Raw genomic sequence first — 18,467 nt, forward strand, 5'->3', positions numbered from 1 at the left:
CAAAACTTGCGCTTGCTTCATCGGTTCACTGGATGAACCGTTGGTTCATTTTGGGAATTCGCCTGTAATGTAGGGCACTGAGGGAAGTCGGTCAAGCAGGAGTGTGGATGAGTACGCAGAGCGTGGTCACGGCGATTCGTGTATTGGAGGCTGTCTCGGACAACCAGCCGGCAGGCCTGTCCGAGCTGAGCCGCGAGGTGGATGTACCCAAGGCGACGGTGCTGCGCATGCTCAGGACACTGGGTGAATTGGGGTGGGTAACTCAGTCGGAGTCCCAGGCCGGCAAATGGGTGCTGACCAACCACGCCTTTGCTGTTGCGAGCCGTGGAAGCAGCGGCTCGGTCATTCGTGATGCCGCCATGGGCCCACTGAACGCGCTGCAGCTGGACACCACCGAGACCGTTCACCTGGCCGTGCCGGACCGCGGATACATGCTGATCATCGAGCGACTGGACACCCCGCACGTTCTCCGGGCGTTCCTGCCCCTGGGGTCGCGGCTCCCCATGCACGCTTCCTCCACGGGGATGGCCTACCTTTCGGCAGCCGACGACGCATTTGTGGATGAATATCTGGCCGGTCCGCTGGAAGCTTTGACGCCCCAGACCGTAGTAGACCCTGCCCGGCTTCGGGCGATGATCGCAGACACCAGGGCCCGGGGGTACTCCATCAACGAGCAAGGCCTCAGCACAGGAATCACATCAATCGGTGTTCCCTTGTTGGGCACGGGCGGTGTCGCGGCGGGCTCTATCTCCATTTCCGGACCATCAAGCAGAATTGTTCCGGCCAAGTACCAGGAGTACGGCGAGGCGGCGGCGGGGACTGCTTTGGAGATCAGCCGCGCCTTGGGAGCGTTCTCCACAAAGGGCTACTAAGTTTCCTCTCTGAATACTTCGTTCCGGCCTAATGCGCGCCTATCATGATGCTATGTACGTACCCCTTCACGGGCAGAGGGTCCGTTTGAACTAATTCCGTGGGGGTACGTAAGCGATATAGGGAAGAAATTCTCTCATCGGTGCCCGTTGGCATGGGTGGCGCTTCAGTAATGGAGTACCAGCGGACGCCTTCCTGAATAGACAACAGTTATTGAAAGGGATGCGTAGCTCAATGAACACTCTCTTAATAATCGCCGGTGTTATAGCGATCATCTTGCTCTTGGTAGGCGGATTCAATCAGGCCCTCAGCTTCCTGCTGTGGGTGGGAATCATCCTGCTGGTGCTGGCACTGATTGGCTGGGTAGTAGGCCGAGGCCGGTCGCGCGTATGACAACAGACCCAAGCGAAGTTGCAGGTTTTGCCCAAGTTCGCGATGGGACCACCACCCCCGGCAACCCCATTCCCAGGGATCCGGGGACGCCCGGCCAGAGCAGCCAAGTGCCTGCAGGTGATGCTTCGTCGGAAAGTCCGGACGACGCCGTCGATACCGGTCCCAGCGAATCGGCCAGTCCGCCCGGACCAGCCGAAGAAAAGGACGAGAAGACCGCGGACCCGCGTGGTCTGACTACCGAAACAAATCCTACGGATTGATCGGCACCAGCGCGGCCGCGAGCAGGAGATATCCCCTCCGCGGCCGCGCTCTCGTGGCAAACCAGGATCTGTGGTCTGCTGCTAATTGCCGGGCCTTGTCTTAGCGATTGGGAAAAAGATGCGAATCGGTTCAATCATCGGGTTGTTGGTGGTGGTGTGGCTCATTATTGGAGCTATTGCTGCCGGTCAGCGGGGATATTTCACATCACCGCCCGCGCAGTGTTCGCAGTTTGCCACCATAGCGCTAAATATCGTTGCCGGCCCGCTGAATTACACAGGCTTGGATCCTCAGGGTGGCTGTGAGATTCCACAGCCGTCTTAAGTAGATCCGCAGGACACCTCGTTGGCGCGTTGGCGCCCGCGCGCACTCAAGCCCGCCCGCTCATGCCGCACGCGCTGATGGCGCCTGCCGTGATGGCATCCAACCCGCGGCGGCATCCAACCCGCGGCGGCATCCTAGCCCCGAATAGCCTTTTACTAAGTTTGCTGACTATTATCGTCAAAGGCATGGACATGCCACCAAGGGGCCTTATAGGTTCGAAGTGTTCCATTAACACGTTCCACCGCTCAGGGAAAGGACAGTTCACATGGACAAGCAGAATGCCACACCGGAAGAGGAAGTGGGAGGCTACGGCACTCCTACCGCGGAGCAGGAAGCCGGCGGAGGGCAGGCACAGCCCCGCGTGGAAGAAGATATCGAGGAGGCTTCCCTCGGAGAGGGCACTGGCGCGCCAAACCTCAGCCACCTGAATCCTGAGGACTCAGACAGTGCGGGCGAGCCCGGTGCCGGCCGATTCGGCGGTACTGAGGAGCAGGCCCACGCGGAGCAGTCCTCGTTGCCTGACGGCAATAACGGCAACCTTCCGGACGGAAGCGGCAACGACCTTCCTGAGGAAGAGTCTCCCAACGACGATGACGAAGAAAGTTTCGACGCCGGCTAAGAGCTTTGGCTGGCGCGCTTTAGACAGGCGCGCCACTGGTTAAGCAGCCAGCTGGCTGGCGCGCCACCAGCAGTACAGCATGAGCACCCGAGACGAGATCGAAGGAGCAAAATCTATGGCTACCGTCCATAAATCAGTCGAAGTGGATGTCCCCGTATCTGTCGCCTACAACCAGTGGACACAGTTTGAGGCGTTCCCCCAGTTCATGAATGGAGTGGAGGCCGTACAGCAGATTGACGAGACCGGCCTGCACTTTTCAACCAACGTGGGTGGAGTGAAGCGCGAGTACAACGCGCAGATCATAGAGCAAGTCCCGGATACCTTGGTGAGTTGGGCCAGCGTTGACGGGCCCCGCAACGGCGGCACCGTAAGCTTTGAGCCCCTCGACGCCAGCCGCACGCGGGTGAACGTTGAGATTGTCTGGGAACCCGAGGGCCTTGCTGAGAAGGCGGGTTCAGCCCTTGGTGCGGACAGCCTCCGGGTTGGCGCGGATTTGGACAAGTTCAAGAAGTTCATTGAAGCCCAAGGCCATGAAACGGGTGCTTGGCGCGGCACGGTGTCCGGGGGCGATGTTGATGACACCGGTGAACCTTTGGGCAGCGGGGGAGCGGCAACAGCTGAATTCCCGTCCGTCGACCCGGATCTCTCAGCCCCCGCAGCCAATGAGGGGCCTGCCGAGCCGCCCCAGCCGCGTGCTCCTGGTCTCTAGGCACTCTGGCGCCAGGCTGAGGACTGGCTCAAACTGGATATCGAATCATCAGTAGCCCTAGCGAGGGCCGGCCACCACAAGGGCCGGCCCTCGCGGCATAGCTAAGATCAGCGGCAGAAGGAGTTCTGACAGCGATGGCAACGTCCTGGAGTGTGGAAGCTGAGCAGAAATTCGACGCCGAAGCGTCCACGCCGCTGCCACGCCTTGACGCGATTGACGGGGTAAGCCGGGCGGGTGAGCCTGACACGTACAACCTGGAAGCCGTCTACTTCGATACACGGCATTTGGCTCTCGCCGCCCGCGGGATCACGCTGCGCCGCCGCACGGGCGGACCCGATGCAGGCTGGCACTTGAAGCTCCCACATAGCGCGGGACGGCGAACGGAGATTCAGGCACCTTTGGGTACTGCCGATATTGTCCCGGTTGAACTCATGGACCGCATACTGGCCTACACCCGGGGTCATGCAGTGGCCGCCATCGCAACTCTGAACACGGAACGTACCAGCTACTCCTTGTACGGCAAGGATGGCCACCGCATGGCCGACTTTGTGGATGACCGCGTCCGCGCCCGGTCGATGCTCGGCGAACCGCGCGATATGACCTGGCGGGAATGGGAGGTGGAGCTGGCACCGGATGGAACTGACGACGGTGACGACACCCTGCTGCGCACACTGACACAGCAACTTTCCCAGGCCGGAGCAAAGCCGAGCGAGCGTACCTCCAAGCTGGCTACTGCGTTGGGCGACGCTTGGCCTACGTCGGAACAGACAGAACGTGAAGCGCCCAGCGATAGTGGTCCTGCAGTGACACCAGTGCTCCTTTATCTGGAGGAGCAGGTGGCTGAGATGCTCCTCCAGGACTCCCACGTACGCCTCGCCCGGGACGATTCAGTCCACCAAATGAGGTCCCAGATTCGCCGAATCCGTGCAGTGCTGCATGGTTATAGCGAGCTTTTCGCGCAGGCCGCGGTGAAGGATCTGGAAAGGGAGCTGAAATCGCTTGCAAAGACACTTGGCCGGTACCGCGATGTGGAGGTTTTGCACGAACGGTTGAAGGTCAGCCTCGATCAATTGCCGGGGAAGCTTGTCCTGGGTCAGCTCGGGGACGAGTTGGAAGAGCGAATGACCCTGAGGGCCCGGAATGCGATGTCTGCCGTGAAGAACCGGTTGAACACCCCGCGCTACTTCACGTTGCTGGACAATCTGGAGTCCTTTCTTAGTCATCCGCCGCTGACATCAGAGGCTTCCGCGCCGGCGAAGAAGGCCACGGCAAGGCTCGTCAACAAAGCCGGCAAAAGGCTCCGCAAACGGCATGACGCAGCGGTGGGAGCCGCCGTCGGGCCTCAACGCGACACGGCGTTCCACGAAGTGCGGAAGGCCGCCAAAAAGTTGCGTTTTGCCGCAGCGGCAGTGGAGGCCATCCACGGCAAACCCGCGGTGAAGCTGGAGGATGCCGCCCACAGGATTCAATCGATCCTTGGCGACCATCAGGACAGCGTCATGGCCCAAACGGAACTGCTGAAGCTGGGGTCCGCGCCAGGCGTCAGCAACGGCGCTTTCACCTATGGAGTGCTCCACGCGATGGAAAGCACCGCCGCTGAAGCGACGCTGGACGAGTACCTGCGGAAGGGAAAGAAGGCGCGAAAGCTTCGCCTGAAGAAGTAGGAGTTTGTGTACAGCAAATGCCCTTAAAACGCCTTCTAAAGGTCATCTGCTGTACAAAAACTCCGGGCTTTACTTCTTGAGGAACGCCAGCAGGGCCTCATTGACTTCGGCGCCGTGCGTCCAGAGCAGGCCGTGCGGTGCGCCTTCAATCTCCAAGTACTCGGCGCTGGGCAGGGCGTCCTTGAAACGCCGGCCGGTGACGTCGATCGGGAGGATGTTGTCCGCAGTGCCGTGAACAATCAAGGCAGGCACGTCAATCTTGGGGATGTCGGCACGGAAGTCGGTGAGCCACGTGGGCTGGGCTGCCCCCGAGGCGAAAGCACCCGACTTGCTGGCCAGGTTCCAGCTCGCATCCACGGCTTCCTGACTGAGACGATCCGTGCCCAGGAAGGTGTCGCTGTTGTAGAAGTTCTTGAAGAACTCGGTGAAGAAGGCGTAGCGGTCAGCCTTGACGCCGGCGGCGAGGCCATCGAAGACTTCCTGCGGCACGCCGTCCGGGTTGTCGTCGGTTTGCAGCAGGAACGGTTCCAACGAACCGAGGAACACGGCCTTTGCAACACGGGCCGAACCGTAGGTGCTGATGTAGCGCGCCACCTCGCCTGTGCCCATGGAGAATCCCACCAGAACGGCGTCGTTCACGTCCAGCGTGTCCAGCAAGGTCTTCAGGTCAGCGGCGAAGGTGTCGTAGTCGTAACCCTCCGTGGGCTGGCTGGACTTACCGAACCCGCGGCGATCGTAGGTGATGACGCGGTAGCCGGCGTCCAGCAGTGCGGCTGTCTGCTTCTCCCAGGAGGACCCATCCAAGGGGTAGCCGTGAATCAGGACCACTGCCTGGCCGGTCCCATGGTCCTCGTAGTAAAGCTCAATCTCAGTGCTGTTTTCGTTTCCGACGGTGATGTAAGCCAAAACTCAAGTCCCTTCGATGCGGTTCAACACGAACGTTTCCAGCCTACTGTCCGGCTGCGACGCCGGCACGGGTTTACAGGTTGGTCATTCGCTCGCCAGCCTCGTTGTAGCGGCCACCCTCCACGGTGATTTTCGCCGCGGCCGCCTCGATTTCGTCCAGCTCAGCAGATGAAAGTTCGACGTCGGCCGCGGCCAGGTTTTCTTCCAGGCGGTGCAGTTTCCGTGTACCGGGAATGGGAACAATCCAAGGCTTCTGTGCCAGCAACCATGCCAAGGCGATCTGGCCCGGCGTCGCGCCTTTTCGTTCAGCGATTCCGGCGAGGAGGTCCACCACGGCCTGGTTGTTCTGCATGGCCTCGGGCGTGAACCGGGGGATGGTGCTGCGGATGTCGTTGCCGGATTCGAAGCTGGTGGAAGCGTTGATGGTGCCGGTCAGGAAACCTTTGCCGAGTGGGCTGAAGGGTACAAAACCAATCCCCAGCTCTTCGCATACACCCAGGACTTCTTCCTCCGGACGGCGCCACCACAACGAGTACTCGCTCTGAACCGCAGCCACGGGGAGAACTGCGTGGGCTCGCCGGATGGTGCCTGCGGCTGCCTCCGACATACCGAAGTGCTTCACCTTTCCGGCGTCTACCAATTCCTTTACGGCACCTGCCACGTCCTCGATTGGCACCTCCGGATCGACGCGGTGCTGGTAGTAGAGGTCCAGTGCGTCCACGCCGAGCCGCCGCAGGGATCCCTCAACTACTTCTTTGATGACCTCGGGCCTGCTGGTGACCTTGCCGCTTGGCTTCCGCTCAGCGGGGTCGATGTCCCAGCCGAACTTAGTGGCGATGACCACCTGATCCTTGAACGGTGCCAATGCTTCGCCAACAAGTTCCTCATTGGCGTAGGGCCCGTAGATCTCGGCGGTATCGAAGAACGTCACGCCGCGTTCCACGCCTGTGCGGATGAGGGAGATCATTTCGTCGCGATCCGGCCGTTCGCTGTAGCCGCCGCTCATGCTCATGCATCCCATGCCAATCGCGGAAACCTCCAGGCCGCCGGTGCCGAGTGTGCGCTTCTCCATGGTTGTTCTCCTCTGCTGTTTGGGCTGATGACTACTTCGACGTTATGGGGCCGGACCGGTGTGAGGGAGTCCCTGACATTACCCCTCACATCCCTCTAGTTGCCCACAGCAACCAGACGTAAACTGGCCTTCGGTTTACATCGCTCTGGCTCGGAGACCCCATGCTGTGGAAGGTCCTTGTTCGGTTCCTGCGGCCGCATCAGCGGCTGCTGATCGCCGTCGTCGTCTTCCAGTTGGCGCAGTCCATTGCGTCCCTTTACCTTCCGACGCTGAACGCCGACATCATCGATAACGGCGTCGCCACCGGGGACACGGACTACATCCTGCGCATGGGCGGGCTCATGCTCCTCATTACCCTGGTGCAGATCGCGTGTGCGGTGGTGGCCGTGTATTTCGGCGCGAAGGCCGCCATGGGCATGGGCCGTGATCTCCGAGACGCCATCTTCAGCAGGGTGGGGGAGTTCTCCGAGCAGGAGGTCACCAAATTCGGGGCGCCGTCCTTGATCACGCGCTCCACCAATGACGTCCAGCAGGTGCAACAACTGGTGCTCATGTCCTGCACGCTCATGGTGGCGGCACCCATGCTCAGCATTGGCGGCGTGATCATGGCCGTGCGGCAGGACGCCCAACTCTCCTGGCTGATCGCCGTCTGCGTGCCGGTGCTGCTGGTGGCCGTCGGTTTGATCGTGACGCGGATGGTGCCGCTCTTCCGCAAGATGCAGGTCCGGATCGACGCCGTGAACCGGGTCCTCCGTGAGCAGCTCACCGGTATCCGTGTGGTGCGGGCCTTCGTCCGGGAGGACATGGAAGCCGCCCGTTTTGCCAAAGCGAACGACGACGTCACTGACGTTGCGCTGCGGGCCGGCCGTCTGATGGCTCTCATGTTCCCTGTGGTCATGTTGGTGATGAATGTTTCCTCCGTGGCGGTGATCTGGTTCGGGTCCTTTCGGATTGAGGACGGCTCCATGCAGGTGGGCACGTTGATCGCGTTCCTGAGCTACCTGATGCAAATCCTCATGTCGGTCATGATGGCCACGTTCATGGCTGTGATGATCCCGCGTGCGTCCGTTTCTGCCGACCGCATCGGCGAGGTTCTGGACACCGCATCAAGTGTCCAGCCGCCGTCGAACCCTGTCACGGGCGGCATCCGTCGCGGCGAACTGGAAATGCACGACGTCGGATTCGCCTACCCGGGTGCCGAACAGCCGGTGCTGAGCGGGCTTTCTTTCACCGCCCGAGCGGGGGAGACCACCGCAATCATCGGCAGCACCGGTGCCGGCAAAACCACGCTCGTGAACCTCATGCCTCGGCTGTTCGACGCCACGTCCGGGTCGGTTCGGATGGACGGCGTGGACGTCCGCGAACTGCACCCGGATCTGCTCTGGGGTCACATCGGGCTGGTGCCGCAGCGGCCCTACCTCTTCTCCGGAACAGTCCGCAGCAACCTTCAGTACGGCAAACCCGATGCCACTGAGGACGAGCTGTGGCAGGCGCTGTCCGTCGCCCAGGCCCGGGATTTTGTGGAAGAGATGGAAGGCGGACTGGATGCGGTCATTTCGCAAGGCGGCACCAACGTTTCCGGCGGTCAACGGCAGCGGCTTGCGATCGCCCGGGCGCTGGTGAAACAGCCGGAGCTCTACATCTTCGACGACTCCTTCTCATCCTTGGACACCGCCACCGATGCCCGGCTCCGGCAGGCCCTCAAACGCCACACCAACGGAGCCACGCTGGTGATCGTGGCGCAACGCGTGTCCAGCATCGCGGATGCGGACCAGATCTTAGTGCTCGACGACGGCAGGATTGTTGGGCGCGGAACGCACCATGAGTTGCTGGAGACCTCCGAAACCTACAGGGAAATCGTGTCCTCCCAGCCCGCGGCGGAGGAGGCAGCATGAGTGCAGTATCAGCCGGGCCGCGCGGTCCTCAACGGCCAGCCATGGGACCGGGCCGCGGAGGACCCTTCGCTGGGATGAACATCCCGGCCGAGAAGGCCACGAACTTCAGTGCCTCCGCCCGGCGCTTGCTGGGAACCTTGCGGCCGGAGCGATTCTGGCTGATCCTGGTGCTGGTGTTCGCCGTGGTCAGTGTTGCCTTGTCTGTCATTGGTCCGAGGCTACTGGGCGAAGGCACCAACCTGATCTTCGCCGGCGTCGTCTCAAAACAGCTTCCCGCCGGCGCCTCCAAAGCCGACGTGATCGCAGGGCTGCGCGCCTCAGGTGAGGACAGCAAGGCCGACATGTTGAGCGCCATGACCCTCACTCCCGGCGTCGGAATCGACTTTGCTGCGCTGTCCTCGGTGCTGCTGTGGGCGCTGGCGCTGTATGTCCTGGCCTCAGCGTTCGGTTGGATGCAGGCGTACGTGCTCAACGGCGTTGTCCAACGCACCGTGTACCGCTTGCGTGAACGGATCGAAGCGAAAATACACCGGCTGCCCCTGAGCTACTTCGACAAAATCCAGCGTGGAGAACTGCTCAGCCGCGTCACCAATGATGTGGACAACATCTCCCAAAGCCTCCAGCAATCCATCAGCCAAGTGGTCTCCTCCCTTCTGACCGTGCTGGGTGTGCTGGTGATGATGTTCCTGCTCTCACCGCTGCTGGCCCTGATCGCCTTGGTAACCATTCCGCTGACGCTGGGAACCACACTGCTGATCGCCAAACGCTCGCAGAAATTGTTCGTGGCGCAGTGGAAGAACACCGGTGAACTCAACGGCCAGATCGAGGAGACCTACACCGGGCATGCGCTGGTGAAAGTCTTCGGACGGCAGAACGAGGTGCAGGAAAAGTTCCGTCTCAAGAACTCGGAGTTGTACCAGGCGAGCTTCGGGGCGCAGTTCGTGAGCGGCCTGATCATGCCGGCCATGACGTTCATCGGAAACCTGGTGTACGTGGGGATCGCCGTAGTGGGTGGCCTGCAAGTCGCCTCCGGTTCCATGCAGTTGGGTGACGTCCAAGCCTTCATCCAGTACTCGCGGCAGTTCACCATGCCCTTGGCGCAGCTGGGGTCCATGGCCAACATGCTGCAATCCGGCGTTGCATCAGCCGAGCGGGTGTTCGATCTGCTGGATGAGGAGGAAGAGTCGGAGGAGCCCGTTGCTTCTGCTTCCGGGCCGTCGCGCGGGCGGCTCGTATTCGAGAAGGTGTCCTTCAGGTACTCGCCGGACAAGCCGCTCATTACGGACCTCAGTCTGGTTGCCGAGCCAGGCCAGAGCATCGCCATTGTGGGGCCGACAGGAGCGGGAAAAACCACCCTGGTGAACCTCATGATGCGGTTCTACGAGCTGGACTCCGGGCGCATCACCCTGGACGGCGTGGATATTGCGTCTCTCTCGCGGCAGGAACTGCGCTCGCGGATGGGGATGGTTCTCCAAGACACTTGGCTGTTCGGCGGGACCATCCGGGACAACATCGCCTACGGCAGGCCCACGGCTTCGGAATCTGAAATACAGGAGGCCGCCCAGGCAACCTATGTGGATCGCTTAGTTCGGTCCTTGCCCGAGGGGTACGACACCTTGCTGGACGACGAGGGAGGCAATGTTTCGGCCGGTGAGAAGCAGCTGCTCACCATTGCCCGCGCCTTCCTGTCCCGACCCTCGGTGTTGATCCTGGACGAGGCCACCAGCTCCGTGGACACCCGGACCGAGGTGTTGGTTCAGAAAGCCATGAACGCGTTGAGGTCTGACCGGACCAGCTTCGTGATCGCCCACCGGCTCTCCACCATCCGCGACGCCGATCTCATCCTGGTGATGGAGGCCGGGCAGATCGTGGAGCAGGGGACACACTCGGAGCTGCTTGCCGCGGGTGGGGCGTACTCGCGGCTGTACGAGGCCCAGTTCGCGGCGCCCGTCTCTGAGGTGTGAGGTCTGGCCTTTCGCTTCTGGCCCAACTTTCGACGCCGATGGGCCGCTTTGCAACTAGTATAGGTTGATTTTGGGGTATTGATGGCTCAAAGAAGGGCTGGAAGCGACGGGATTATGGCAACCTCGATGGTCTCAGCACGTTGGCGTCCCCGGCCTTAGCAGGGTCGAGCGGCACGGGGCTCACGAGTACTGCCGGGCCTCGATGCAGCACGCCGCCTGTGATCACCTGGCACCGTACGCCACCCCGCCCGCGCATCGCCTTGTGGGCGCCGGGAGCGAGCATTTCATCCATCCAGGCGCAGGGGTGGGCGGGTCGCCCGGCCTTGAGCCGCACGGTGTCTCCGCCGGCCTCAAGGGTGAACTCGTGTCCGAGCAGGGGAGCCAGCTCAACGCCTCGCAGCACCACATTTCGACGGGTCAGGAGAGGGTCAAAAGGTCCAGCGCCAAGCTCAGTTGCGATGGACTCAAGAGCCTCCACCGCGAACAACGTCACGGCAGCATCCATGTGTGCGGCCTTGCCGAAGAACCTGTCGCCAACAATGCCTTTGCCCGATACCAATTCCGCGTGGTCCGCGTCGGTGGTGGGGACATCTGCAGCTCCCTCGCGGGCGCGGCCGAAGTAGGCGTGGGCCGGCGACACCAGAAGGTGCAGCACCTCGACGTCGTATCTGTGGTCAGCGCTCATCCCTCAACGCTAGCGTCGATGCGCAACCATTGCCTCCACGTGTAAAGGATGCTTTACTTTGAAGATGAGTAAAGCTTCCTTTACATCTAGGCGGGCACCGTTCCATCACTACGTGTTGGCGGTGACGCTCGGCATCATCCTGACCATGGCGGTTTCTGTTCTGGTGGGTGCATCAAACCCGGATGACTTCTGGCTCGCTGCGGGGATTGGAGCCCTTTGTGCCGCCTACCCGGCCATGTCGCTGGGTGCCAAGGTTTTCGTGTCGAACCACACGGTGGCCCGCGATGCCCACGGCGAACAAAGCGTGGAGCTGCAGTGGATGCGCCAAGCCGGCGCCGGAGCTTTCATCGACGTCCTCGTCGCCACCATCGCGGCCGCTATGGTGCTGGTCATCGGACGCATCGCTGTGGATGCCCTTCCGATCCTTCTGGCCCTGGTCGGCTTGAGCGCGGTGGACGCCGGAGCGCGCTACCTCGTCATCCGCCACCGGGCTCTGAAGTGAAGAACAACCTCGCGGAGCGTCGCGCGGAACGGCGCTGGACGCAAGCGGATCTGGCTGCCGCGCTCGGAGTGTCCCGCCAGACGGTGATTTCCATCGAGCGGGAGAAGTTCGATCCCTCGCTGCCGTTGGCGTTCCAGATTGCCAGGACCTTCGACTGCGCCATCGAGGACATCTTCACTGCTGATTGACACACTGTGTCCTGCGCCGCAGCGCTTTGAGGGCGGCCCGGATACTGTGGCACGGTGAACTTTGCTGAGGCCGCCGACGGCGCTGAACTCGCCTGGACGTCCGAAGGCGAGGGTGAACCAATGCTCCTGATCGCAGGACAGGCCACGTCCATGGACGGTTGGGGTCCGACGGCGGAACTTCTGTCCCGCTCATACCGCGTCATTCGCTTCGATCACCGCGGGATTGGTCGGAGTGGGAAGGGTGACGCCGAGCGCTACACGACGCGGCTTCTCGCCGAGGATGCCGTAGCCGTCCTTGACGCCGCGGGTGTGGATTTAGCACACGTGTACGGTCACTCGATGGGCGGGCGTATAGGCCAGTGGTTGGCCATCGACTACCCGAAGAGAGTCCGTACGCTGGTTCTTGCCGCAACGAGCGGTGGAAAGTGGCCCGACGCTGTGACCCAGCCGGATCGAGAGGCATTGGACGCCTTGACCAGTGGAGATATGTCCCGGCTGGAGCCGCTCTTCTTCGATGCTGAATGGGCGCAAAGCAATCCTGCGGCGGTTCACACGTTCTTCAACTCCCACGCGTCGGCATGGGCCAAGGCGCGACACTTTAACGCTAGCCGCGAGCACGACGCCTGGAGTCATCTCGGTTTCATCCAAGCCCCCACGCTCTTACTCCATGGAACTGAGGACGTGCTCACGCCCTTGCCCAATGCACTGCTGATGCGCCAGCACATCCGTGGCTCCGTACTGGTGCGGCTTCCCGGCGCAGGGCACGGCCTCCACTTGGACCACCCCGAGACAGTTGAATGGATCCGGCAATTCATCGCCAGAAAGAGCCGCTAGCCAGCGGGAACCTTCAACACCTCCAGGGCAGCCAGCAGGTACGGGGTTGGGTCTGGCTCCGAGCCCGCGGCCCACTGCATCCATGCTTCGAAGGTGGCTGCGAGGTACGCGGCGCTCAGGTAGCGGGCAGCAGAGTCGGGCAAGCCATTCTCAACAAGGAAAGCCAGGGCCCTTTCGCGCTGGGGGGCCAGGGACTCGTAGCTGCGGCTGGTCAGTTCAGGGTGCTCGGCAATCAGGCGGAGTCTGCCGCGGGTGACGGACAGGTCCGGGATGACGGCTACTCCGGCGATCGCCGCCGCGCGCAACCCTGCCAGCACGCCGCCGTCGGGCGTTCCGGGGCCGTGGAACGAGCCGAAGGCGAGCGTCGAGGCTTCCACCACCGGTTCGCTTCCGCCCCACACGAGGTCGGCTTTGCTGGCGAAGTAGCGGTAGAGGCTCTTGCGTCCGATTCCGGCGGCCTTGGCGATGTCCTCCATGGAGGTGTTCTCGTACCCGTGTTCAGCGAAGAGGCCCAAGGCCAGTCCGGCCACGGCGTCTGGGTCAATGGTGGCGGGCCGGCCGCTGGGACGCGGGGGTTTGGCAACTTCCGAAGTCATTCCTCCAGTATTCACTCTTACATAATGACACAGAGTGTCATAAGCTGGCGGGATCACCCAGCAATCATCGGAAGGACATCATGGGCAACGACGCTTCATGGCAGGAGGCCATTACCAACGGCCGTTTCGCCGGCAAGACCATCATCGTCACGGGCGCAGCCTCGGGAATCGGCCAGGCGACCGCGCTTCGGATTGCAAAGGAGGGCGGCAGGGTCATTGCTGCCGACATCAGCCAAGAACGGTTGGAGGCTCTTGTGGAGGAGAACGCCGGCCTGGACCTGATACCGGTGGCTGGCGACATTTCCTCTGAAGAGACGGTGGCCTCTGTCATCGCCGCTGCGGACGGACGTGTGGACGCCTTGGCCAACGTTGCGGGAATCATGGACAACTTTGCGCCGATTCACGAGGTTGATGACGAGCTCTGGGAGCGGGTTTTCCGGATCAATGTCACGTCCCTCATGCGCCTCACCCGCGCAGTGGTACCACTGATGCTCGATGCCGGAACGGGCTCCGTCGTGAACGTTGCTTCCGAGGCAGGCCTGCGTGGTTCGGCCGCCGGGGCCGCCTACACCGCGTCCAAACATGCGGTGGTGGGCCTGACCAAGAATTCTGCCGTGATGTACGGACCCAAGGGGCTTCGCTTCAACGCTGTGGCTCCGGGGCCAACCATCACCAACATTGTGGCGAACTGGGGATCGCAGTTGGCTGCTGAACGCTTGGGTCCCCTGATGCAGGCCACTGTTCCCACCCCCGCAACCGCAGCACAATTGGCTGCTTCCATCACCTTCCTGCTCAGTGACGACGGCACCAACGTCAACGGCGCCATTCTGGCGTCCGACGGCGGCTGGTCGGCCTTATAGGGTTTTCTCACCAAGGTGCCGGACCAGTGCGTCCACAATGGGCACTTGCCCTTTGACGAGCTTGGTCCGGGCCACTGTTTCCTCAAACCACCTGGCGTCGTCGATCTCCGGGAAATCCTTGATGGCACCCGAGCCCTTGGGCCATTCCATGGGGAAGGTGTTGCTGACAGTCTTTTCCGGTTGAAAGTCGCTGGCTTCTGCTGTGAACGCGGTGATCAGCTTTCCGGAGGGCTGTTTAAAAACGCCCAAAAGTTCGTAATCCGCCAACGGTGGCGGTGTTCCTATTTCTTCAGTGAATTCCCGCTGGGCGGCATCCAATGCGTCTTCGTCCTCAGGGAATTCTCCCTTGGGAATGGACCAAGCGTGTTCATCTTTGCGGGCCCAAAAGGGTCCGCCCATATGGGCTATCCAAAGCTCCAATTGCCCGGCCGTGTTTCGCCGGTGAAGGAGGATGCCAGCGCTGCGGATTGTGATGTTCCCTCCCTGGTTTGGCGAGGCGGAAAAAGTCTCTCGGACAGGTCAAGGCTACTCGTGGAGTTGGCGCCGTTATCCAACTGATGTCGGGCCAATGATTTTTGCTTGTTCATTTTCCTTCCGACAGGGCCCTTGCTACTTGATAATCGAGGACAGGCGTTCCTCGGGGGTGGAACGTCGTTGCGGTCACCGGCATCAGCCGTTGACGGGTCTGGGCGCATCAGCAGGAGGAAACAGCTATGGCATTGTCAGTGAGGCTCCTTCCACATGGGGGAAGAAAAGCAATGGGGTTGGCCGTCATCGTTGCGGTCGGTTTATCGATGTTCACAGGAATAGGTCCATCACATGCGGCGGACACCACGCCCATGGCTGAGGATCCCGGCCCGGTGGGAAGTTTTGCCTGGAAAGGATTCAACTGGCAGAAGCGTTTTTGGGGCGGTGCGCCCATGTATAACGCCAGTTGGGATGCGAATAATGTGAGTAACCCGGATGCCAACGGGTACGTCAAGCTCTCCATCAGCAACCCCACGGGCTCGGCTCCGAAGGGTGCTGAGTTCCAGTCCACGCGTGAAGGTTTCGGGTACGGAACGTACAGCACCACCGTGGAAAAAGACGTTAGCTCCCTGCAGAAGGAAGTGGTGTGGGGTTGCCTGTTCACGTACGATCCCAATGCCGAGCCCGGATACACGGAGATTGACCTTTGTGAGGCCTCGGCCTGGGGCGGGGGCGCCGCGTACGGTGAGGATTGGCCGGTGACCCAAGGGCATGGATATTGGTTTGACGCCACCTTGCCGCCCGGACAGGGAAACAACACTGTCACCTTCGATGTCACCAATGCTCCGATTCTCACTCACAGGATGGTGTGGGAACCGGGCAAGCTGACGTATGAGACGTTTGCAGGCGAGGGCTACGACGGAACCCTCCTGAAGCGGACTGTCCTTGAAGGTTCTACTGTCCCGCTTCCGGCAAAGGAGCAAATTCACTTCAACCTGTGGGTCACCGGTGGTGGCGGAGGGGACGCCGCACACGTTTCTCCTGAAACGGTGACCATCCGTGACTTCTCCTTCGTGCCTGCAGATCAAGGTCAGCTCACCGCACCAACGCCCACCGTCTCAGGCACGGCCGCTGTGGGCTCAACGCTGACAGCAGCACCGGGAACCTGGACCACAGGAACCGCCCTGAGCTACCAATGGTTCAGGAACGGCACAGCAATTGCCGGCGCAACCGCGGCCACACGGCTCCTTGCAGCAGCTGACCAAGGTAGCACTCTGACGGTTCGTGTGACGGGAACCAAAGCCGGATTTACCACGGTAACCAAGGAGTCCGCACCCACGGCAACCGTGGTGGCAGGGACGCTGGTAGCCCCAACCCCCGTCATCACCGGAACGCTCGCAGTGGGTTCTACGCTTACGGCCAACCCCGGGACGTGGACGTCCGGGAGCACCCTGACGTATCAGTGGTACCGGTCGGGTGCGGCAATCGCCGGAGCTACCTCCAGGAGCTACAAGCTGGTGAGCGCTGACCAGGCTGATTCCATGAGTGTGCGGGTAACAGGTTCTAAGGCCGGGTACACCACGGTGGCTAAATTCTCGGCCAGCACGGCACTGGTTTCCTAGTGCGGTAGCACGTAGCCCGGAAACGGGTCACACCCAGCCCGCAGTCGTGTCGCGCTGGGGGTAGCGACACAACTGCGGGCTAAGTGGCCGGCCTGGATGCTCCGGCCTAGCCCTTTTGGGCCCGGACAGGGACGATCCTCTTGATGGCAAGGCCGAGTGCCAGCATGGCGAAGGCTGCCAGTGCGAACCAGAAGAGGTCCCCTGCACCGGTCAATGCGAGCGTTCCGGAACCCATTCCGGCTGCTGCTGCCCCTGTCACTGGGGCTACTGGGTTGTTGTACATGAGTCAGTTACCAAACTTTCTTTCTGTTGAATGCTGCATCCAGGTACGCCTTGGCGTGAACAGCCTGGAGGAAGATGTCGATCACGGTTTCGTACATGGTTGCGGCCAGGAGCATGTACCTCCAGCCCCGGAAGCGCACAGTAACTATGCGTTCCAGGATGAAAATGCCGGTGACGGTAATCCAGAAAGGCTGAAGGTTCAGGCCCATTCCGGATATCAGCGCGAACAGGAGGGAACCAAAGTAAGCCAGCGTCACTACGACGCCGATCATGGAGAGGAACTGGCGTCCCCAGTACGGCCGAGTCACTTTGGTCCATCCGTATTGCACGCAGTTCTCCACCGCGCCGCGCTTCCACCGGAGCCGCTGGGACCACAGTTCACGCCACGTGGGCATGACCTCTGTGACCAGCGTGCAGTTCGAGGGAGATGCGATGCGGTAGCCCAAGGTCAACAGGGCAAAGGAGAGTTCGTTATCTTCGGTCAAAACCGACGTATCGTAGACGCCGCCCTTGCCGTTGCCGGGAGGGAGTGTGCCCTTCAACCGGGCGGCTACGACGTCGCGCAATGTCTTGACACGGAAAAGGGCTGCTGTGCCGGTAACCACCAGGCACTTGCCGTGAAGCCGCTTCACGTCCCGGGCGTAGCGGGCGTATTCGTTGCGCTGGAGGTGGCCCACAAAGCCGCCGCCGGGGCCGCCGCTGAACACTCCGCCAACGGCGCCGAGCAGTTCGTCGGCCAGCAGGTTCTTGGTGGCGTTTTCAATGAAGTCCAGGGCCAGTTGTGAGTCGGCATCCTGTACCAGGACCAAGTCCTCGGGGTCGGCATCAGGAAGGAGCTGACTGAGGGCGAAGTTCAGGGCACCGGCTTTTTTGTCCTTGTTCCCCACAGTGCGGATCACCTCGGCACCCTGGGCCAGTGCAAGTTCCTCAGTATCGTCAGTGCAGTTGTCTGCCACCACAATGACGCGATCCGGGCGATGGGTCTGGTTGTTCAGGGAGTGGAGCGTCTCGGTGATGCCGGCGGACTCGTTGTGCGCCGGAACCAGGACGGTGACTACCCCGCCGGCCGCACGGTGGGATCGGCGACGCCTGGTTGCAGTGTCCGGGGCGCTTGCCGGGGCAGGTGCCGCTGTTGTTTCCGTGAGCATTGTGATCCCTCCGTTCGTGCCTTGAAGCGTTGACTCACTTAGAGTTCCAACGCGAACGCAAGATCAGGGGAGGGAAACCATCAAGGAAGTCTCAAGGTTTGCTCAGGACTTTCTGAGCGCCGTCACGTTTCGGGGTCGGGGCCCACTTGTACTGACTTTGGGATGTACTGACGTGGTGTGGCGCGCTTAAACGAAAGAGGACGACGTCGGGGCGTCCCGGCGTCGTCCTCTTGCGTGTAGCTTGAGCTGCTTAGCGGTTCAGGCTGACCGTGAAGGTCTTGGGGCCGCTAAGGGTTACCGCGATTCCGCAGTTTTCGGCGGCAGCGCGGTGGGAGAGGGATTCAATAGCGGCATCGATCGTGTGGTCGATTGCCGACTTGTCCCAGATTTTCAGCGTGATGGAGTCAGTATGTGTCGTCATTGTCAGTACTTTCACTCAGGCCGGTGACAGCCCCAAGCTTCTTCGCCCGGGGCCCGCATCCTCGTCGGTGAGGATTGCTGATTCAGCTTGTGCGGGAACGAATTCCCTCATTCATGGTTCATGCTGCCCGGCGCCGTTGACAAGTCAATCCGGCTAAGTGTGACCGATTACACGTTGCTCGTGACGC

The 18,467-nt window shown here is 61.5% G+C and carries 21 protein-coding genes; 13 read left to right on the top strand and 8 right to left on the bottom strand.

Annotated features, from left to right (window positions below; all coding sequences use genetic code 11):
* Window positions 1–107: 107 nt before the first annotated feature.
* From MOD31_RS08360 to MOD31_RS08385, 6 genes are all read left to right on the top strand, one after another.
* Window positions 108–872 carry an IclR family transcriptional regulator gene (locus MOD31_RS08360; protein ID WP_142937946.1) on the top strand — a complete coding sequence of 255 codons (765 nt, stop codon included), beginning with the start codon at window positions 108–110 and terminating at the stop codon, window positions 870–872.
* 232 nt (window positions 873–1,104) lie between these two features.
* Entirely contained in the window at window positions 1,105–1,263 is a 159-nt protein-coding gene (locus MOD31_RS08365; RefSeq protein WP_018778776.1) for a hypothetical protein, read from the top strand.
* Complete coding sequence (locus MOD31_RS08370; protein ID WP_142937947.1) at window positions 1,260–1,523, top strand: hypothetical protein; 264 nt, start codon at window positions 1,260–1,262, stop codon at window positions 1,521–1,523. Before MOD31_RS08365 ends, MOD31_RS08370 begins: the two co-directional genes overlap by 4 nt.
* Before the next feature lie 587 nt (window positions 1,524–2,110).
* Window positions 2,111–2,464 carry a hypothetical protein gene (locus MOD31_RS08375; RefSeq protein WP_165450170.1) on the top strand — a complete coding sequence of 118 codons (354 nt, stop codon included), beginning with the start codon at window positions 2,111–2,113 and terminating at the stop codon, window positions 2,462–2,464.
* A gap of 115 nt (window positions 2,465–2,579) precedes the next feature.
* Entirely contained in the window at window positions 2,580–3,173 is a 594-nt protein-coding gene (locus MOD31_RS08380) for an SRPBCC family protein (protein ID WP_250820316.1), read from the top strand.
* Between the two features lie 134 nt (window positions 3,174–3,307).
* Entirely contained in the window at window positions 3,308–4,837 is a 1,530-nt protein-coding gene (locus MOD31_RS08385; RefSeq protein WP_250820317.1) for a CYTH and CHAD domain-containing protein, read from the top strand.
* 69 nt (window positions 4,838–4,906) lie between these two features.
* Here the strand turns inward: MOD31_RS08385 and MOD31_RS08390 are convergent, their stop codons facing one another.
* Entirely contained in the window at window positions 4,907–5,743 is an 837-nt protein-coding gene (locus tag MOD31_RS08390) for an alpha/beta fold hydrolase (protein WP_250820318.1), read from the bottom strand.
* Between the two features lie 73 nt (window positions 5,744–5,816).
* The gene (locus MOD31_RS08395; protein WP_250820319.1) at window positions 5,817–6,815 is read right to left on the bottom strand and encodes an aldo/keto reductase; all 999 of its coding nucleotides are present in this window, start codon (window positions 6,813–6,815) and stop codon (window positions 5,817–5,819) included.
* A 161-nt stretch (window positions 6,816–6,976) separates the two neighbouring features.
* Between MOD31_RS08395 and MOD31_RS08400 the strand changes: the two genes are divergently transcribed.
* Both MOD31_RS08400 and MOD31_RS08405 read left to right on the top strand, forming a co-directional pair.
* The gene (locus MOD31_RS08400; RefSeq protein WP_250820320.1) at window positions 6,977–8,710 is read left to right on the top strand and encodes an ABC transporter ATP-binding protein; all 1,734 of its coding nucleotides are present in this window, start codon (window positions 6,977–6,979) and stop codon (window positions 8,708–8,710) included.
* A complete protein-coding gene (locus MOD31_RS08405) occupies window positions 8,707–10,674 on the top strand; it encodes an ABC transporter ATP-binding protein (protein ID WP_284705321.1) in 1,968 nt (655 codons plus the stop codon). Before MOD31_RS08400 ends, MOD31_RS08405 begins: the two co-directional genes overlap by 4 nt.
* Window positions 10,675–10,786: 112 nt before the next feature.
* Here MOD31_RS08405 and MOD31_RS08410 read toward each other — a convergent pair whose 3' ends face one another.
* Window positions 10,787–11,359 carry an MOSC domain-containing protein gene (locus MOD31_RS08410; protein WP_250820321.1) on the bottom strand — a complete coding sequence of 191 codons (573 nt, stop codon included), beginning with the start codon at window positions 11,357–11,359 and terminating at the stop codon, window positions 10,787–10,789.
* Window positions 11,360–11,423: 64 nt separating this feature from the next.
* Between MOD31_RS08410 and MOD31_RS08415 the strand changes: the two genes are divergently transcribed.
* Genes MOD31_RS08415 through MOD31_RS08425 form a run of 3 tightly spaced genes read left to right on the top strand, consistent with a single transcriptional unit; the run spans window position 11,424 to window position 12,883 of the window.
* Window positions 11,424–11,861 carry a hypothetical protein gene (locus MOD31_RS08415; RefSeq protein WP_250820322.1) on the top strand — a complete coding sequence of 146 codons (438 nt, stop codon included), beginning with the start codon at window positions 11,424–11,426 and terminating at the stop codon, window positions 11,859–11,861.
* Window positions 11,858–12,049, top strand: coding sequence for a helix-turn-helix transcriptional regulator (locus MOD31_RS08420; RefSeq protein ID WP_166842360.1), 192 nt, complete (start codon window positions 11,858–11,860; stop codon window positions 12,047–12,049). Before MOD31_RS08415 ends, MOD31_RS08420 begins: the two co-directional genes overlap by 4 nt.
* Before the next feature lie 54 nt (window positions 12,050–12,103).
* Entirely contained in the window at window positions 12,104–12,883 is a 780-nt protein-coding gene (locus MOD31_RS08425; RefSeq protein ID WP_250820323.1) for an alpha/beta fold hydrolase, read from the top strand.
* Here MOD31_RS08425 and MOD31_RS08430 read toward each other — a convergent pair.
* Window positions 12,880–13,479 carry a TetR family transcriptional regulator gene (locus MOD31_RS08430; protein ID WP_250820324.1) on the bottom strand — a complete coding sequence of 200 codons (600 nt, stop codon included), beginning with the start codon at window positions 13,477–13,479 and terminating at the stop codon, window positions 12,880–12,882. The two genes, MOD31_RS08425 and MOD31_RS08430, sit on opposite strands and share 4 nt — an antisense overlap.
* A gap of 80 nt (window positions 13,480–13,559) precedes the next feature.
* On the opposite strand from MOD31_RS08430, the gene MOD31_RS08435 reads away from it, so the two are divergent.
* The gene (locus MOD31_RS08435; protein WP_142937958.1) at window positions 13,560–14,339 is read left to right on the top strand and encodes an SDR family NAD(P)-dependent oxidoreductase; all 780 of its coding nucleotides are present in this window, start codon (window positions 13,560–13,562) and stop codon (window positions 14,337–14,339) included.
* On the opposite strand, the gene MOD31_RS08440 is transcribed toward MOD31_RS08435, so the two are convergent.
* Entirely contained in the window at window positions 14,334–14,813 is a 480-nt protein-coding gene (locus MOD31_RS08440) for an NUDIX domain-containing protein (RefSeq protein WP_250820372.1), read from the bottom strand. The genes MOD31_RS08435 and MOD31_RS08440 overlap by 6 nt on opposite strands.
* A 365-nt stretch (window positions 14,814–15,178) precedes the next feature.
* Between MOD31_RS08440 and MOD31_RS08445 the strand changes: the two genes are divergently transcribed.
* Window positions 15,179–16,429, top strand: a complete 1,251-nt coding sequence (locus MOD31_RS08445; protein ID WP_250820325.1) for a hypothetical protein — start codon at window positions 15,179–15,181, stop codon at window positions 16,427–16,429.
* 106 nt (window positions 16,430–16,535) lie between these two features.
* Here MOD31_RS08445 and MOD31_RS08450 read toward each other — a convergent pair whose 3' ends face one another.
* The 3 genes from MOD31_RS08450 to MOD31_RS08460 form a co-directional block, all read right to left on the bottom strand.
* The gene (locus MOD31_RS08450; RefSeq protein WP_165450171.1) at window positions 16,536–16,712 is read right to left on the bottom strand and encodes a hypothetical protein; all 177 of its coding nucleotides are present in this window, start codon (window positions 16,710–16,712) and stop codon (window positions 16,536–16,538) included.
* Between the two features lie 7 nt (window positions 16,713–16,719).
* Window positions 16,720–17,859, bottom strand: coding sequence for a glycosyltransferase family 2 protein (locus tag MOD31_RS08455; protein WP_142937960.1), 1,140 nt, complete (start codon window positions 17,857–17,859; stop codon window positions 16,720–16,722).
* 250 nt (window positions 17,860–18,109) lie between these two features.
* Window positions 18,110–18,280, bottom strand: a complete 171-nt coding sequence (locus tag MOD31_RS08460) for a hypothetical protein (protein ID WP_178994140.1) — start codon at window positions 18,278–18,280, stop codon at window positions 18,110–18,112.
* Window positions 18,281–18,467: the final 187 nt, after the last annotated feature.

This window comes from Paenarthrobacter sp. TYUT067, from assembly GCF_023656375.1.
Classification (GTDB): Bacteria; Actinomycetota; Actinomycetes; order Actinomycetales; family Micrococcaceae; genus Arthrobacter.